The following is a 15335-nucleotide window of genomic DNA, read 5'->3' on the forward strand; positions in this document are numbered from 1 at the left end:
CAAAATTGACGAAACCTTTAAAAAGGTTATCGTAATAATTGAGTCTGCTTCATGCAAGACTCTTGCAGCACCATGCCTTTTTACATTAAAACTTACTACTCACAACTTCGTTATCCGGCTTTCGTCCCTGCCTCATGTCTCTCGTATTCTTCTGCACAGCGATCGCAGCAAAAATGCTCAGTACAAAAGACATCGCATAAAAACCTTTCTCGCTACGGGTAAGTTCTGCATTCCAGAGCCCAACAACCAGTAACACAATCGTCAATAATGTGGAGAACCATGAAATCCCGTAATAGAGATTGGTGACTGGAATTCCTTCCAGCTGATCACGTACGGATTTCTGAACGGACACTGCGGCAAAAAGACCAAACATCAGTACAGTAAAATAATATCCTTTTTCGTTGAGTTGCATTCCGGCATTCGACAGTCCGATAATAAATGCGGTTACACCTGTCAGTAAGGCTAGCCAGGAAGCCCCGATAAATGCAGCGGTAGGTTGAAGAGATTGTTTCTGTTCCATATAACTTTAGATTGAAAAAAACCTACCCCGTGGCTTGATTTTTGCTTTTGACATTCGTCAAAATCTAAAAACGATAAGTTAAGGCGCTAACACAATCATCTTTTTTTCAATTGAAAAATTCCACGGTTATTGCCCGGCCGGGCGTCAAGAATTTTTTTCTATCAGTTATAATAATTTATCCAAACCAAATGCAAAATTGTAATTTGGTTCATTGCTCTTTAAATTAACCAATACGAATGGCTACTTCAGTAAGTAAGTTATTAAAATCGAAAAAATCAGAAATTCTTCAGAACTGGATGACAAATCAGTTGAAAGACGCCAGTCTTCGCGAAGATCTGATGTCCAACGACGAGTTGCGTGAACAATCGACGGAGCTCCTGGATGTTCTGCTGAACAATATTAATGACACAAATCTTGGCGAACCTGAGTCGCAGGATTTTGAACCCGTAAGTGAAATCCTTGCCGGAATTTCAATCTCCCGCGCCCGCCAGGGATTCAGCCCTCGCGAAACAGGCATATATATTTTCAGTCTGAAGGAGGCCCTTTTAATAGCGCTGAAAAATGAATTGGCAAAAGAGCCCGAAACACTTGTCAATGCTACTTTCCAGGTGAATAAACTGATGGATAGTTTTGGCATCACCACATTTGAAACTTTTATCAAAGGAAGAGAAGAAGTGATTTTGCGCCAGACGGATGAAATAGCGGAAATCTCTACGCCGGTAATCCGTGTATGGGACGGAATTCTTGCATTACCAATCATCGGAACACTGGATAGTTCAAGAACCCAGGTGGTGATGGAAAACCTGTTGATACAAATTGTAGAAACCGGAAGCTCTATTGCTATCCTTGATATATCAGGTGTTCCCGCGGTTGATTCCCTTGTAGCCCAGCACCTGATAAAAACGGTTTCCGCAACAAGACTGATGGGGGCCGAATGTATAATCAGCGGGATCCGTCCGGAGATTGCACAGACTGTCGTGCATCTCGGCATCGATCTCAGCAACATAATTACAAAAGCAAGCCTTGCCAGTGCATTGAAAACTGCTTTTTCAATGCTGAAGCTGGAGGTTAAATCAAGTGCTCAAAAGCCCAAAACTTATTGATCGGTATGGATCGCATTCCAATATTACGAATGGGGGATTTCCTCCTGGTGACCATTCAGATTGACCTGTATGATAAATTAGCTACCAACCTGGAAAGTGACCTGGTACAGATGGTAAATAAAACCGGCGCAAGGGGAGTTCTGATTGATATCTCCGGGCTCAGCATTGTCGATTCATTTATGGGACGTATCCTTGGCAACATCGGCAGCATGTCGAAAATCATGGATGCTGAAACGGTAGTGGTAGGTATCCAACCCGCCGTCGCCATTACCCTGATTGAACTTGGATTGGAGTTGAAAGGTGTTCACACCGCATTGAATGTGGAAAAAGGAATGGAATTATTAAAAGAAAAAATAGGCTCTCCTTCGGATGAGTCACCCCAGGATGAAGATAGTTCTGAATAAAGACTCAATGAAAATTGAGCGTGAACAGGATGTAGTGCCCTTTAGAAACAGGGTGAAAGAGTATGCCACAAAGATCAACATGGGTTTGCTGAATCAGACAAAACTGATCACTGCGGCGAGTGAACTGGTTAGAAATATGCTGAAATACGCCAACGGCGGAATAGTTCATATCGAAGTCATTTCCCAGGGGAGAGAAAATGGCATACGATTGATTTTTCGAGATCAGGGTCCGGGAATAAAAGACATCCAGCTGGCGATGAAAGACGGGTATACCACCGGGAAAAGTCTTGGCCTGGGGCTTCCGGGTACGAAACGACTGGTCAATGAATTTGATATCAAAAGTTCTGCTGAAGAAGGAACGACAGTATCGATTATAAAATGGAAGAATGGATAATAATTTTCACCAGCTGTATCCTGCCTATGACAGAAGCTATCTATCCATTCTCAAAAAAGAAATCCATTCTCTTTCACTGAAAAACGGATTTTCTGAATCTCGCACCGGAGAAGTTGATATAATTGTTGCGGAGCTGACGAGCAACCTTATCAAACATGCCCAGGAAGGTATTGTTCTGGCAAAGGCTATCCGGGATAATGACTTGCGCGGAGTTGAAATCATCAGCATAGATAAGGGGCCGGGCATTCATGATATCAATAGAAACGTGGTTGATGGTTTCTCTACTAAAAATACTTTGGGACACGGGCTCGGAGCAATAAAACGGCTTTCAGATTTCTTCCAGGCATATTCCATCAAAGGATGGGGTACCATTATGTTATCACGTATTTATGAAACCTCACCACCGCTCTTTTTAAAAACAGCGAGAATACAATCGAGGGATGTTGTTGTTCCCAAACCGGGAGAATTTTATTCAGGCGACAGGTTTTACCGGAGACAAACGGGAAATTTTATAAATTTTTTCCTGGGTGATGGTTTGGGTCATGGTATTGATGCATCTGTTGCAGTAGAAAAAGCCGGGGAAGTATTTATGGCTGCTCCGGAGAACGACCCGGTGGAGTTGATTCGCAAGATCAACCAGCATGCAAAAAAAACCCGGGGACTCGTGGGTACCGTTGCAGTTCTTGATATTGTTGAAAGAAAATGGAAAATTTGTGGTGTGGGAAATATATCGACAAAACTTTTATCGCCGGATAATCCCAAGACACACATTTCTTATAATGGAATTATCGGGATGAATGTTCCTAACACGTTAAATTCACTGGAAGTAGACTATTCACCGGATCAGCATTTGATTATGTGCAGTGACGGTATCAAGTCACGTTGGGATTTGCTTCGCCTGCCAGGTATTCTCAGAAACGATCCGGCGATCATTGCCAGCGCGATTTACAGAGACTTTACGAGAAACAATGACGATGCTTCTGTGGCCGTGAGCAAAATTATCTTATGAGCATGCATGAACTGACCAGGGTAAATCTGGATAATGAAATGGACCTCATCCTGGCCCATAAGCGTTCTATGAAACTTGCTGAAATCAGCGGACTTTCCCTTTCTGCGCAAACGACGTTTGCGACAGCAGTTTCAGAGGTAGCCCGTACTTCAATCGAAAGTAAAAAGAGTAGTTTTCTCACATTGAATATTGAATTGCAAAAAAGGGATAAATTCATAGTGGCATCTCTTAACCTTCACCAGACTTCAGCAAATGAAGGCAGCATGGGGCTGGAGTACGCAAAAAAGCTGGTGGCGAAATATAACATCTCCAAAAGAGAAAAAGATACCGTTGTTGAGCTTTTTTATTATATACAACCAAATTTCAAGATTGACACCCTGAAGCTCGATGAATGGCGTTCGCTTTTCAGGAACGAACCGCCGGTTTCTCCCTATGAAGAGCTGAAAAGAAAAAATGATCAGCTCCAGGATCTTTCTGATAAAATTCAAAAAAGTGAAGCACAATACAGATCGTTAACCAATACATTGCCGCTTTTCATTTTTACGATCAGTGCCGAAGGAGAAATTGTATATGCCAATCGCTGGCTCACGAGTTTCACCGGAGAAAACCTTACCTCTTTAAACAGGAGTCAATGGAAGAATGTAATTCATCCGGACGATTATTCAGGTTTTTCTGTGATCCTCCAGAAAGATATAACGCGCGCCATCAGTACACTTACAATTCAGGCCAGGATACGAAATGTAGATGATAATGAATACTACTGGCACCAACTGGTGATATCACCTTCAAAAGACGATCGCGGAAATGTCCTGAGCTGGACGGGATATATAGCAGATATCCATTCGCAGAAAGAATATGAACAAACGCTGAAAGATAATGTGGAGCTAAAGGTCACACAGGATAAACTTGAACACTACCAACGGGAACTGGAACAAAATATCGAAGAGCTGAACCGAAGCAATGAAGAGCTTCAGCAATTTGCATTTGTAGCTTCGCATGATCTGCAGGAACCGGTAAGAAAGATCATTTATTACAGCGATTATCTCATTCAACACGGCAGGAATCGACTGTCAGAAAAAGATCTCAACTATTTAAATATCGTGCACAGTTCCTCATTAAGAATGCGAGGACTCATCAGGGATCTGCTTTCCTATTCCCAGGTTGAAAAAAATAATATCAGATTTTCAGAGGTGGATTTAAATGAGATAGTGAAGAGTTCCATTCGTGAGTTTGATATTCTGATCAGTGAAAAAACTGCATCCGTAACCATCGGCGCACTACCCGATATTTATGGTGACGAGCGCATGTTCCGCCAGCTGTTTGACAACCTGCTGAGCAACGCGTTGAAATTTTCAAAACCAGAAAGGCCTCCCGTTGTTTCAGTATTCGCGGAAGAAAGCGATAACGTCTGGAAAATTGTTGTAGAAGACAACGGAGTCGGATTTGACGAACAATACCTGAGTAAAATTTTTACTCTTTTTCAAAGACTTCATGATAAACAATCTTATGCAGGAACCGGGATCGGTTTGGCCATCTGCAAAAAGATCGTCGAGGCACACAATGGTAATATCTGGGCAAGTTCGGTAGAGGGAAGTGGTACCAGGTTTTTTATTGAACTTCCAAAAAGAAATGAACAGATTGCATGAAGGCATCAAACAAAATATTCATGGCAGATGATGACCAGGACGATTGGCTGGTTATCGGTGAAGCTATGAATGAAGTTGATCCTGATGTAGAGCTGGTTTTTGCGCAGAACGGTGAGGAACTTGTTACTATGTTGAACAAGCATCACTCAGATCACAACCTTCCCTCGCTGATCATCCTTGATATGAATATGCCCAGGCTAACGGGTACGCAGACATTACAAAGAATTAAAGGCGATGACCGTTTTAAAAATATTCCGGTAATCATCTACTCTACCTCGGTAAATGCCATTGAAAAAACAAAATGTTTTGAACTGGGAGCGATTGATTATCTCTCCAAGCCAATGAGTTTTTCAGAAAGCATAGAGATTGCGAGAACAATGCGTGAAGTCTTTTAGTAATCTTCGTTGTTCGTTGTTCGTTATTCGTTGTTCGTTATTCGTTGTTCGTTGTTCGTTGTTCGTTTGAACAGCCGAACGTAACAAAGACGATGAACGATCAACGACCTATTAATTGTGTGTTCGATGAACGAAAAACGAACAACGATGAACTACTCACACCTTACTCCTTATACGACTTAATGTTTCCTGGCTGATACCAAGATAGGACGCTATCTGCCCCAGCGCGACGCGTTCAAGAATATGTGGTTGCTGATCAAGAAGCCGCTCATATCTTTCTGCAGCGGAAGTGAAATGCGAGTTGATAAATTTTTCTTCGAGCCGGATATAATACTTCTCATAAGCGATCCGCAATAACTTCTCGAGTTCCTGGTATTGATTTAATAGTCGATTCAGATCAGATTTTGTAATGGCCCACAACACGCTTCCTTCAATCAGTTGCAAAGTTTCAACTGTTGGTTGCTGGGTAATAAAACTGTGAAAGGAGGTAAGGAAATTATCTTCAAAAGCAAACCAATGCGTGATCTCTTTTCCATCATCGAGATAATAACCGCGAAGCGCTCCCTTCTCCAGGAAATATAAATGGCGACAGGTTTTTCCTTCTGTGATCAGGAAATCATTTTTAGCAAATACCAACTCCTGAAAACACTCGCCAAGTGCAATTTCAGCTTCTGAACTCAAGGTGTTGTAAGTTCTGAGATGATTAAGAAGTTTTTCCAATGAAAAATGTTTTGCGTCAAAAATTTCCAAAGCAGAAGATACACATTCTCTAAAACTATTGTGTCGATAGTGGTATTGAATTTTATCACTTCCTCATTTGTGCAACCGGGTCAATAGTTTATGGGAAATTATTCAGTTGTTGTCCGGTATTATTCTTATTCAGCCGGAGAATTTTCTGCTGTATAAACAGAAAAATCACATGGAATTTTCAAAAATCCATTTGAACTTCGCAAAAGCTCCCAGGTATCCGATACTTGCAAGTATCGGATACCTGGCGAAAAAAGCCTATTTTTTGTTCAGGGCCACCTGGCCTTTTTCATTCCTTTTCAGATTTGCATAATTTTTGCACGTAACAAACTTCTACCAATAGAAATAGTACAGCGCAGTCAATATCCCGCAAACGATAAGTGTCCCGGCAGCAAATGCTGGCTCCATGCGAAACATCTTCTTATCGATTATCAGTCCATTTGGTTTTATGCCACGTTTATTTTCATACAAACTAATCACGATCATTGACAACACGCAAATGACAAATACAAATCCCATCCTATCCAGGAATGGAATTTCATACAACTGAGTTCCATCTTTCTGATCGACCAGTTTTGAAAATCCATATGGACTCAACCATTCGAGATTTGTCCATTTTGGAAGAATTTTAAAAATAACTGATAGGATAAATCCGCCGATGGAACCAAAGAGCGCAGCATTGGAAGTAGTTTTCTTCCAGAAAAATCCAAGGATGAACATGGCGAAAATACCTGGAGATACAAAGCCTGTATATTCCTGGATGAATTCGAAACCACCCTTCTTGTCGATTCCCAGAAACGGCGCGATAAGTACTGCGACAAGCATAGCAACAATCACAGAAACCCTACCCATCCAAACCATTCTCTTTTCATCGGCTTCAGGGGCAATTTTCTTTTTATAAATATCCAGTGTGAAGATGGTTGCGATACTGTTTGCTTTGCCAGCGAGAGAAGCAACAACTGCTGCGGTGAGTGCTGCAAAGGCAAGGCCCTTTAAACCAGTCGGCAAAAGATTTAAAAGAACCGGATAAGCTTTATCCTGTACGAGTTCATTGCCTACACCTACAGCATTCCTGATATTCACATCACCAATCACCACTCCTTCTTTATGCAACACAAATGCTGCGATACCAGGCAACACAACGATCACCGGCATCAATAATTTCAGAAATGCGGCGAACAAAATTCCTTTTCTTGCAGTTGCGAGATCCGCTCCCAATGCACGTTGCGTGATGTATTGATTACAACCCCAGTAATTAAGATTCACGATCCACATTCCGCCGATGAGTACAGTCAAACCCGGCAGACTTATATAATTCGGATTGTCCTTTTTAAAGATCATATGAAAATGCTCGTCTGCATTTGTGGTCAATGCTTTAAATCCTTCGACTGCTCCTTTAGTTCCGTAATGCTGCGCAACGAGATCAAGCGCGAGGTAGGTAGTTACTAATCCACCGAGTATCAGAAAGAATACCTGGATCACATCGGTATACCCTATCACTTTCATTCCACCGAGTGTAATGAATACGGCAAACACCGCAAGAAATATCATACAGACCGTCAGGCTGATTCCGGAGATACTGCTGATCGCGAGCGCTCCCAGAAAAAGAATTGATGTAAGATTGACGATTACGTATAAGAGCAACCAGAACACCGCCATAATCATCGCGACTGTACCATTGTATCGCTGCTGCAAAAATTGCGGCATGGTGTATATCTTGTTCTTCAGGTATACCGGAATAAAAAAGATAGCAACGACAAGCAATGTTGCGGCTGCCATCCATTCGTAGGTTGAAATGGCGAGACCCATCGTGAAGCCATTGCCACTCATTCCGATAAACTGTTCAGCCGAAATATTTGATGCAATCAGTGAAGCACCGATGGCCCACCACGTCAGAGAACCCTCTGCCAGGAAATAATCATGAGATGCGGTTACCGTCGCTTTCTTTTTTCTGCGATAGATCCAGTAGCCATAACCTGCGACAACAATAAAATAAATAAGGAATACAAGATAGTCTTTACCATGGAGGGTATTCATGCAATCGATTGTAATTGTTTGCTACAAAGTATCCAAACTACAAAACTTCTGTGGTACAATGAAGTCGTGTTGATATTTTCTTTTATCGAGATGGGCCTACGGCCCGGGAAATTTGAACCACATAGAAAACATAGAAAATATAGGCACATAAAAAATACCTTAAATGCCTATGTGACCTGTGTGGCTCAAAAAATGAATGTCAGGAGCATTGTTAATAACCATCGCTTCAGGTCGGAAATTTGAAACCCGTAGAAAAACATCGATTTTATATGTGCCTTTGTTGCCCATATGATCTATGTGTTCCAAAAACAGAATTATTTAAGGCACTACCGTAACAATAATTCTCTTATACCTGCTTAGCGCGGGCGAACCTTTATCAGTTACTTTTAAAATGATATGAATCGATTGTTGTGATTGAACAACGGGTGCAGTAAAAGGTATCTCGTACAAATTCGGCGAATATGGTCTGAAGCTGATAATGCCTGGATAAGTACCAGCTTCCGGATACTGGAACCACAAATAACTCATCGAGTCTCCATCCGGATCCGTAGTACCGGCAGCGCTTAACCGGATAGATTCACCTGATTTCATCGTCAGCCGTTCACTGTGTTTCAGTTTTGGTTGTGGTGGATGATTGGCCTGGTTGAATTCTTTTGTCGTCCATGCCATACGCGCAGCAAAATCATTCTGAAAATCGACGCGCCACCGCCAGATCGTTTCTCTGTTACCGACATAATACTTTTTATCAAGCGGAGACTGAACAGAGTCTTTTGCATTTGTCCATATCTTTCTTGTCTCCGGCTCGTCTTTTGGCCAGTTTTCCCTTTTGAACATTCCTGTATTCGAATCTTCAAAATCCGGAAGATAATATTCATATCTTCCACCCCATCCGCCATAATCCGGATGCTCAGGATCGCTTAGTCCATTATCTATCAAACTTAAAAATGACGGCGTATCTCCTTCCATTCCGTAGGCAACATCAGGATAAGCAGCGCCCAACGGACCATGACCCTGCTGAATATTTTTCGCGAGCCAGTCGTTGGAAACAACCTCGGTATTCGAACCCGGCAATCCGAATGCGATGCCCAGCCATGTTGCTTTTGTATAATTGTATCCAGGTGTAACTACATAAAATAAATCAGGAAAATTTTTTCTGATCCATGGACCTGAATCATCCTGGTCCGAGATTGTATACACGCGAAGCTTCCTGATCATCTTCTCTGCTTCGGCTTCGGATTTTGTTTTCTTGATTTTCCAAAGCGCCTGTGCGAGGGTGTTAGGTCCACCCCATACCGGCACCCACAAAGGACGTGGATCTGGTTTTTCTAAAACTTTGATGATCCATTCAGAACCTTCTGAATCTTTGCCTTCACCCACGCCTTCCATTCCATAGATAGCAAGACCTTTCTTTACTTTAGGACGCAGCACTTCATAACTGGGATATCCTTTTTCATGCTTCAGCAAATTGGGATGCACTTTTTTATATGCATCAAGAATGCCAATAATACTTTCAGGTGCTACAAAGGTTTTCTGATGGATGGATGTCGTTGCGATCAATCCCTCGACATCCCATTGATTGGAATACAGAAGAAACCGGATCAGTGATTGTGCATCATCCGGATCAGCTTCAATATCTGACAATACTAAAACACGCCGCTTTTCCGAAACCGGAGGACTGTTGAATCCATAAAGCAGGTAAACAGAAAAAACCAAGACTATGGCAGACAATCGCATAACGATAATTTATTTTGCCGGTTTATTCAATTTCAATAAAACCAGCCATTCAGCAAAACGTTCGATCCAACTATCAGTGGGAAGATGCTGTATTTTCATTCCGAAACCATGACCTCCTCTCGTGTACAAATGTATTTCTACGGGCTTCTTTGCTGCAAGCCATTTGTTGTACAAACTAATACTGTGGGTGGCCAGATTGAGCTGGTCATCGCTGGCGCAGACCAAAAACATCGGCGGCGCATCTGTCATCATTTTTCCCTGCAATGAGTCGGGAAGAAATGCATAAATAGGAGCCACAAAATCAGGTTTGTTTTCCGGAGTATAATCAAATGCTGCAGAACCTGCAACAGTGCCGCCTGCAGAAAAACCAATAATACCAATCCTGTCCGGGTTGACTTTATATTCTGATGCATGTGACCTAACCCATGCGATAGAAGCTTTTCCATCAGCAACAGACATCGGAATCACTAACCTGAGTTTCGCCTGTTTTGCTGTGTCCGTCATTGAAGCCATCATTTCATTGAATGGATTTTCGCCACGCACAAATTCGGTTCGATATCGCAGAACAAAAACAGTATAACCCTGTTTTTGTAACCAGCGGGCCACTTCATTCCCTTCGTTGTCGATAGATAAAAAATAAAAACCGCCACCAGGGCAAACGATGATGGCGGTTCCGTTAGCATTTGAAGGGTCAGGTCTGAATACTGCTAAAGATGGATTGGTGACATTATATACCATCGTCAATTTAAGTGCAGCAAAATTATATGTTTTCTCAGGCCAGTTCCAGGTTTCAGAACCTGGAGCCGGGCCATTGTAGATGTTGATTCTGGTTTCCTGCGCAGCTGCAGGAAACACAAATGCTACTAACAGAAACAGGCAGCCCGGCAATCTCATTGGCGTCTTTGTTTGATGATTCGATCTGCTGCTGAAATTAAGCCCTGGATAAATAATAAAGAAATAACCGGTTACTTTTCCTTCGCGCGTTCTCCTTCAGCCTCGAACATACTCATCATGTTGCCCACCACATGGTCCTCATCTTTTTTATCCAGTGTGAGACTTACATCATAACCCTGTGCAGTAAAATAAACGGTGATGCTGTATCCTGTTCTTTCTACTTTACTGAATTTAGAAATTTCAGTATTCGTTGAATCCAGTATGGCGCCTGAATAGGAATTGTCTTTTTTCTCCAGGTTCACGATCATCTTTGTATCACCGTTTGGAAGTCCTTTGATCATTACATTCCATTTACCGGCGAAATAGCTGGTAGTGTCCCGTGATTGCGCATTGCTGCCTAGTGAAAAGCAGATCATAAAGAATGAGAGGAGAACGATCAGTTTTTGTTTCATACTTCTGTTTTGGGGTAAATTAATAAAATGCAGTTATTGTATCAGGTTGATACAATAATAACTTATTTTTATATCCGGGCAAAAAATAACAGAGATCCGGGGATACTTTTGCTTTTTAATAATTCAGCTTTTATGGTATCGAATGGAGACATGGAACTCAGGCAGGCTTTACAGAATTTTGCATCCACTGCTGCGGATATTTATCTTCCCGGCATTTCAATTGACACCATAATCTTCGGCTCTCATAGAGGAAAATTAAAGATCCTGCTGCTGCGATTTGGCGACGCAGATACTTATAGTCTGCCCGCGGGTTATATTGAAAAGAAAGAAGATATTGATGACGCTGCAATACGGATACTTCATGAAAGAACCGGATTGTCAAAAATTTTCCTGGAACAGTTTTATGTCTCGGGAAAATCAGACAGGATCCCGAAACAAATCTTTTCTGAGGTGTTTAAAAATCTGAATCTTACACTTCCTGCAAACAATTGGTTTTCGCAGCGATTTATATCCGTTTGCTATTATGCACTGGTAGATTTCGAAGCAGCGCAAATAAAAACTGAAACCATATTTTCTGAAATCAAATGGTTTGATGTAAAAAAACTGCCGCCGTTGCTTTTTGATCATCATGAAATCATCAAAAAAGCGTTGAAAAGACTGCAGGCTGATCTTGATCACAAATTGCAGGAATCAACGTTGTTGCCGGAGCCATTTACCATGGCTGAATTGCAGAAATTATATGAAGCTGTATTTCAGAAAAAATTTGTGCGCACCAATTTCCAGCGAAAATTGTTAGCCACCGGTAGACTGGAAAGACTGGAAAAAAAATACAGCGGCAAGGCACATAAGGCTCCCTATCTGTATAAATTCAGGAAAGGCGGATATTGATTGCCAACCGCAGATTTCCGGAGATTCACGCAGATTTTTATTACTTTTTCGAAATTTCTTATCTGCGCACATCAGCGCGAACAACTATATATGCCTCCCGGTAACGGAACGCTCGCGTGAAAACGAAATAAGAAAAGTGTACTTCGAGCGGTCTGAACGTTGGATATAAGTCACCCAGATTGCACCATATATCAAAATCTGAATCACATTTGTCATCTGGGTTTGAACAAGATCCTGGCCAGGAAATGCGTGCTTATAATACATGTACATACCCATCAGTAAAAACTGGGAAACCAGCAAAATCCCGACAAACCAGGTAAACATGACCGGGAATATATCTCTTCTTCTAAGGAACCAGATCAGCAATACTACCCCAAATACCAGTGAAAATTCCTGCGCCATCATTTCAAATACCGCTACTCCCTGCAACCCAACGCCACCCAATTCCCTGAGCGCATCCCAAGTGGCTTGCATGAAATAGCCTGAGCTGAATAACAGGTAACTTTGATAGATAATCTTTACACCCAGTGAAATTCCTAAAACGATCAGCCAACCCTGGATCGACCATGCAGCGTTTTCATCGTATTGAACAGGAACTGATCTTTCATTCAGATAAACAACCAGCAGCACAAGTATACCAAGGAACAAGACAAACAAGGCGAGTGTAGTGATGCTGACAGGATCCCGCGGCGTATCTCTCGTTTTAGGAGACTCAGGAGTTGATGTCAATGCAAAACTCATTTCATTGTTTATTTTTTCATAATCCGCTTTATAGGTTTTCACCATCGAGGCGGGAATATGATCTTTGAAGGTGGCGAAATAATACTCGAGGTAAATAATCTTTCCATCCACTCTTGGTGTGAAATCAAACTGATAGTAATCATTTTTTATATGCTCCGGAACAAAGTATTGAGGCCACTCTTCCGGCATATACATCTGAACCGTATAAACATAATTCAAAGGATATTCTAACCACATCGGTGCATCATCCGGATGATCTGAAGGATTTGGTAATTTATCAAACAACACCTGTGCGATAAAATTGAAAGCCTTCTTCCTTCCTTTGTCCTTCACCCAGGCAGAAGCGACTGCATAGCTCTCATCAATCTTCAGTTCATTTATAGCACTATCATCAGTTACAGCAACAGGTCGACTGAGATTGATGCTTTCATACAACTTTGCATAAAAATCCTGGTAACTTTTACCAAGTTCTTTGATGCTTGTACCGCGAAGCTCGTCCCTGGTACGATCTGCAGACTTGCCATAATATTTTGTAGTGACTTTGAGCTTACTACTATCATTATAGCTTAACCGAAAAGTCTCGGCAACTTCAATTCTGTTTACTGATGATCCTCTCGCTACCTGCAAGCCTGTTTCAGATGGATTCAACACCAAAGCAAAACCGTATTCAGGCACATAGAGATTTGAGAATGGCCCTCGCTGACCTGTAATTGTGGGGTCGACAAAACGATAACCGTTGCCATCTTCATTTCTTACAGCAACGATGGCGTGATCAAAAGTAATCGCAGAAGGCAACGCTTCTCCGATCATTTTCTTTTCTTCCGTATCTACAAGTGCGACATAAGATTCAATATTTTCCTGTCGCAGAATCATGCTCAACAAAAGTGACTTGTCTTTGCAATCACCAAATCGCTGGTCAAATATTTCCGCAGGCGGATGAGGTTCGTGTGAATTTGTTCCGATTTCAAGACCGAGATAACGAACCTTCTCCTGTACAAATTCGGTGGCCATGGTGGCAAACTTATCTTTGTTGCCACCGGATTTTTTCCGCCATTCCTCAATTAGCGCATGCAGTTTTGCTGGCAAAGGATATTTGTAATCTTTAAACAAACGTGCTCCCCAATCGATTACCTCCTTCCAGTTTTGAAAAGTAGTGAAGCTGATCATTGTTTCCGCTTCATACCAGGAAGGGCTACCCGATTTCCATTTCCATTCCCCGATGGGCGGATTTAACCACTCATAGATCTTGTTATCACCAGTCCTCGTTTCTTTAGGATGAGGCGCATCATTGTATGTTTTGAAACTGATATTGGTTGATGCCGGCACAATGAGCGTTTGAAAATAATTTTCGATCTGTAAACCGGAAGCGAAGTAAATTTTATCGCTGTAGTGTTTTCCAAAAACGGGGTTGAAACCTGCAATTGTATATGCGAAATCAATTTCATCATTCTTCTCAACTCCCTTTAAAATCACAAATGCACGTTTACGTTCATTATACAAAAATTCATCGCTCTCTGCCTCTTCCTCAACAACCTTGATATCCTTCTGATGAAGATTATAAACAACCCCGCCGTTGCGAATGATTTTTATATAGTGAATATTAACATGTTCATATTGCGGCGCAAAACTTACTGAAACTTCAGAAGCATTCTGAACGCCGGTTTCATTATATATCCTTCTTTTGATATGCATGAATACCGACTGATCTGCCAGGTTTACCTGTCTTTCGTACAAAGCAAGTGTGTATCCATTGCTTACCTCATCGGCAGCAGTTTTTTTGTCGTCAATAAAGGAAGATTTCACGAGCCAGGAAGGGGCACTTGTAATTTTTACTGCCTGGGCACTGCACTCGAAGAAAATAGAAAAGAGGACTAGGAAACAAATCAGAGCTCGCATAAGGATAGTCTTGGTTATCAGTGGTGTTCCGGGTAAATATAAAACGAAAATGGACAAAATTAAGTATAGGCAGGAGGCAGCAGGAACAGCAGGAACTCTATGATCCGGAGTTTTCAAAAACGAAGGTCAAAACACAGAGGGAATACCAGCGTGTTCACAGAAAAACACCCGGGAGTATCTCTGTATTTGTTCTGTGGGCTGTTGACTCAGTCGTTTTTCTCTGTGTTTTTTACTTTTATAATTGAGACCACTGCGTTCTCAGGTTCCCGCTGTACCCTTTTGCCTTTTTGCCTACTTACTTCTACGTCCCCGTACACCTATTGTAACATAACCGGACACAGTTCAATTATTTTTCAGTTTATCCCATTGGTTTACAACCCCTTAGGCTTATGGCATTTTTTTGGCCGTTTTTCAGCACGTATAAAAGGATTATAGAATAACAGACTGGCATTAAGATTTTCAAACGATCGGGGAA

The 15335-nt window shown here is 41.7% G+C and carries 15 protein-coding genes; 8 read left to right on the plus strand and 7 right to left on the minus strand.

Going from position 1 to position 15335, the window contains the following annotated elements; genetic code table 11:
* Nucleotides 1–85: 85 nt before the first annotated feature.
* On the minus strand, nucleotides 86–520 hold the full coding sequence (gene yiaA, locus P2W82_RS21280) for an inner membrane protein YiaA (RefSeq protein ID WP_336517964.1): 435 nt from the start codon (nucleotides 518–520) through the stop codon (nucleotides 86–88).
* Between the two features lie 236 nt (nucleotides 521–756).
* On the opposite strand from yiaA, the gene P2W82_RS21285 reads away from it, so the two are divergent.
* The 6 genes from P2W82_RS21285 to P2W82_RS21310 are packed head-to-tail and all read left to right on the plus strand — an operon-like array spanning nucleotide 757 to nucleotide 5471.
* Nucleotides 757–1623 carry an STAS domain-containing protein gene (locus tag P2W82_RS21285; protein ID WP_336517965.1) on the plus strand — a complete coding sequence of 289 codons (867 nt, stop codon included), beginning with the start codon at nucleotides 757–759 and terminating at the stop codon, nucleotides 1621–1623.
* A gap of 5 nt (nucleotides 1624–1628) precedes the next feature.
* A complete protein-coding gene (locus tag P2W82_RS21290) occupies nucleotides 1629–2027 on the plus strand; it encodes an STAS domain-containing protein (RefSeq protein WP_336517966.1) in 399 nt (132 codons plus the stop codon).
* Entirely contained in the window at nucleotides 1993–2421 is a 429-nt protein-coding gene (locus P2W82_RS21295) for an anti-sigma regulatory factor (RefSeq protein WP_336517967.1), read from the plus strand. The genes P2W82_RS21290 and P2W82_RS21295 overlap by 35 nt, the downstream gene beginning before the upstream one ends.
* Nucleotides 2414–3430, plus strand: a complete 1017-nt coding sequence (locus P2W82_RS21300; protein ID WP_336517968.1) for a SpoIIE family protein phosphatase — start codon at nucleotides 2414–2416, stop codon at nucleotides 3428–3430. Before P2W82_RS21295 ends, P2W82_RS21300 begins: the two co-directional genes overlap by 8 nt.
* Nucleotides 3427–5076, plus strand: coding sequence for a sensor histidine kinase (locus tag P2W82_RS21305; RefSeq protein WP_336517969.1), 1650 nt, complete (start codon nucleotides 3427–3429; stop codon nucleotides 5074–5076). The genes P2W82_RS21300 and P2W82_RS21305 overlap by 4 nt, the downstream gene beginning before the upstream one ends.
* Nucleotides 5073–5471 carry a response regulator gene (locus P2W82_RS21310; RefSeq protein ID WP_336517970.1) on the plus strand — a complete coding sequence of 133 codons (399 nt, stop codon included), beginning with the start codon at nucleotides 5073–5075 and terminating at the stop codon, nucleotides 5469–5471. The genes P2W82_RS21305 and P2W82_RS21310 overlap by 4 nt, the downstream gene beginning before the upstream one ends.
* A gap of 156 nt (nucleotides 5472–5627) precedes the next feature.
* On the opposite strand, the gene P2W82_RS21315 is transcribed toward P2W82_RS21310, so the two are convergent.
* On the minus strand, nucleotides 5628–6191 hold the full coding sequence (locus P2W82_RS21315) for a Crp/Fnr family transcriptional regulator (RefSeq protein ID WP_336517971.1): 564 nt from the start codon (nucleotides 6189–6191) through the stop codon (nucleotides 5628–5630).
* Nucleotides 6192–6390: 199 nt separating this feature from the next.
* Here P2W82_RS21315 and P2W82_RS21320 point away from each other — a divergent pair, with 199 nt between their 5' ends.
* Nucleotides 6391–6531 (plus strand): hypothetical protein, encoded by a 141-nt coding sequence (locus tag P2W82_RS21320; protein ID WP_336517972.1) that lies wholly within the window; start codon nucleotides 6391–6393, stop codon nucleotides 6529–6531.
* Between the two features lie 20 nt (nucleotides 6532–6551).
* On the opposite strand, the gene P2W82_RS21325 is transcribed toward P2W82_RS21320, so the two are convergent.
* From P2W82_RS21325 to P2W82_RS21340, 4 genes are all read right to left on the minus strand, one after another.
* On the minus strand, nucleotides 6552–8255 hold the full coding sequence (locus tag P2W82_RS21325; RefSeq protein ID WP_336517973.1) for a sodium/sugar symporter: 1704 nt from the start codon (nucleotides 8253–8255) through the stop codon (nucleotides 6552–6554).
* Nucleotides 8256–8573: 318 nt separating this feature from the next.
* Nucleotides 8574–9989, minus strand: coding sequence for a nucleoside hydrolase-like domain-containing protein (locus tag P2W82_RS21330; protein ID WP_336517974.1), 1416 nt, complete (start codon nucleotides 9987–9989; stop codon nucleotides 8574–8576).
* A 9-nt stretch (nucleotides 9990–9998) separates the two neighbouring features.
* The gene (locus P2W82_RS21335) at nucleotides 9999–10883 is read right to left on the minus strand and encodes an alpha/beta hydrolase (protein ID WP_336517975.1); all 885 of its coding nucleotides are present in this window, start codon (nucleotides 10881–10883) and stop codon (nucleotides 9999–10001) included.
* Between the two features lie 71 nt (nucleotides 10884–10954).
* Nucleotides 10955–11335 (minus strand): hypothetical protein, encoded by a 381-nt coding sequence (locus tag P2W82_RS21340; protein ID WP_336517976.1) that lies wholly within the window; start codon nucleotides 11333–11335, stop codon nucleotides 10955–10957.
* Between the two features lie 27 nt (nucleotides 11336–11362).
* Here P2W82_RS21340 and P2W82_RS21345 point away from each other — a divergent pair, with 27 nt between their 5' ends.
* Nucleotides 11363–12223 carry an NUDIX hydrolase gene (locus P2W82_RS21345; RefSeq protein WP_336517977.1) on the plus strand — a complete coding sequence of 287 codons (861 nt, stop codon included), beginning with the start codon at nucleotides 11363–11365 and terminating at the stop codon, nucleotides 12221–12223.
* Between the two features lie 84 nt (nucleotides 12224–12307).
* Here the strand turns inward: P2W82_RS21345 and P2W82_RS21350 are convergent, their stop codons facing one another.
* A complete protein-coding gene (locus tag P2W82_RS21350; RefSeq protein ID WP_336517978.1) occupies nucleotides 12308–14860 on the minus strand; it encodes a DUF3857 domain-containing protein in 2553 nt (850 codons plus the stop codon).
* Nucleotides 14861–15335 lie beyond the last annotated feature (475 nt).

It is taken from the genome of Pollutibacter soli, assembly GCA_029269725.1.
Classification (GTDB): domain Bacteria; phylum Bacteroidota; class Bacteroidia; order Chitinophagales; family Chitinophagaceae; genus Pollutibacter; species Pollutibacter soli.

Excerpts from the sequence above, each read along its gene's own strand:
- P2W82_RS21330 (WP_336517974.1), bottom strand. The coding sequence starts at position 9,989 with ATGCGATTGTCTGCCATAGTCTTGGTTTTTTCTGTTTACCTGCTTTAT.
- P2W82_RS21320 (WP_336517972.1), top strand. The coding sequence starts at position 6,391 with ATGGAATTTTCAAAAATCCATTTGAACTTCGCAAAAGCTCCCAGGTAT.
- P2W82_RS21325 (WP_336517973.1), bottom strand. The coding sequence starts at position 8,255 with ATGAATACCCTCCATGGTAAAGACTATCTTGTATTCCTTATTTATTTT.
- P2W82_RS21295 (WP_336517967.1), top strand. The coding sequence starts at position 1,993 with ATGAGTCACCCCAGGATGAAGATAGTTCTGAATAAAGACTCAATGAAA.
- P2W82_RS21350 (WP_336517978.1), bottom strand. The coding sequence starts at position 14,860 with ATGCGAGCTCTGATTTGTTTCCTAGTCCTCTTTTCTATTTTCTTCGAG.
- P2W82_RS21335 (WP_336517975.1), bottom strand. The coding sequence starts at position 10,883 with ATGAGATTGCCGGGCTGCCTGTTTCTGTTAGTAGCATTTGTGTTTCCT.
- P2W82_RS21340 (WP_336517976.1), bottom strand. The coding sequence starts at position 11,335 with ATGAAACAAAAACTGATCGTTCTCCTCTCATTCTTTATGATCTGCTTT.
- P2W82_RS21300 (WP_336517968.1), top strand. The coding sequence starts at position 2,414 with ATGGATAATAATTTTCACCAGCTGTATCCTGCCTATGACAGAAGCTAT.
- yiaA (WP_336517964.1), bottom strand. The coding sequence starts at position 520 with ATGGAACAGAAACAATCTCTTCAACCTACCGCTGCATTTATCGGGGCT.
- P2W82_RS21290 (WP_336517966.1), top strand. The coding sequence starts at position 1,629 with ATGGATCGCATTCCAATATTACGAATGGGGGATTTCCTCCTGGTGACC.
- P2W82_RS21305 (WP_336517969.1), top strand. The coding sequence starts at position 3,427 with ATGAGCATGCATGAACTGACCAGGGTAAATCTGGATAATGAAATGGAC.
- P2W82_RS21285 (WP_336517965.1), top strand. The coding sequence starts at position 757 with ATGGCTACTTCAGTAAGTAAGTTATTAAAATCGAAAAAATCAGAAATT.
- P2W82_RS21310 (WP_336517970.1), top strand. The coding sequence starts at position 5,073 with ATGAAGGCATCAAACAAAATATTCATGGCAGATGATGACCAGGACGAT.
- P2W82_RS21345 (WP_336517977.1), top strand. The coding sequence starts at position 11,363 with ATGCAGTTATTGTATCAGGTTGATACAATAATAACTTATTTTTATATC.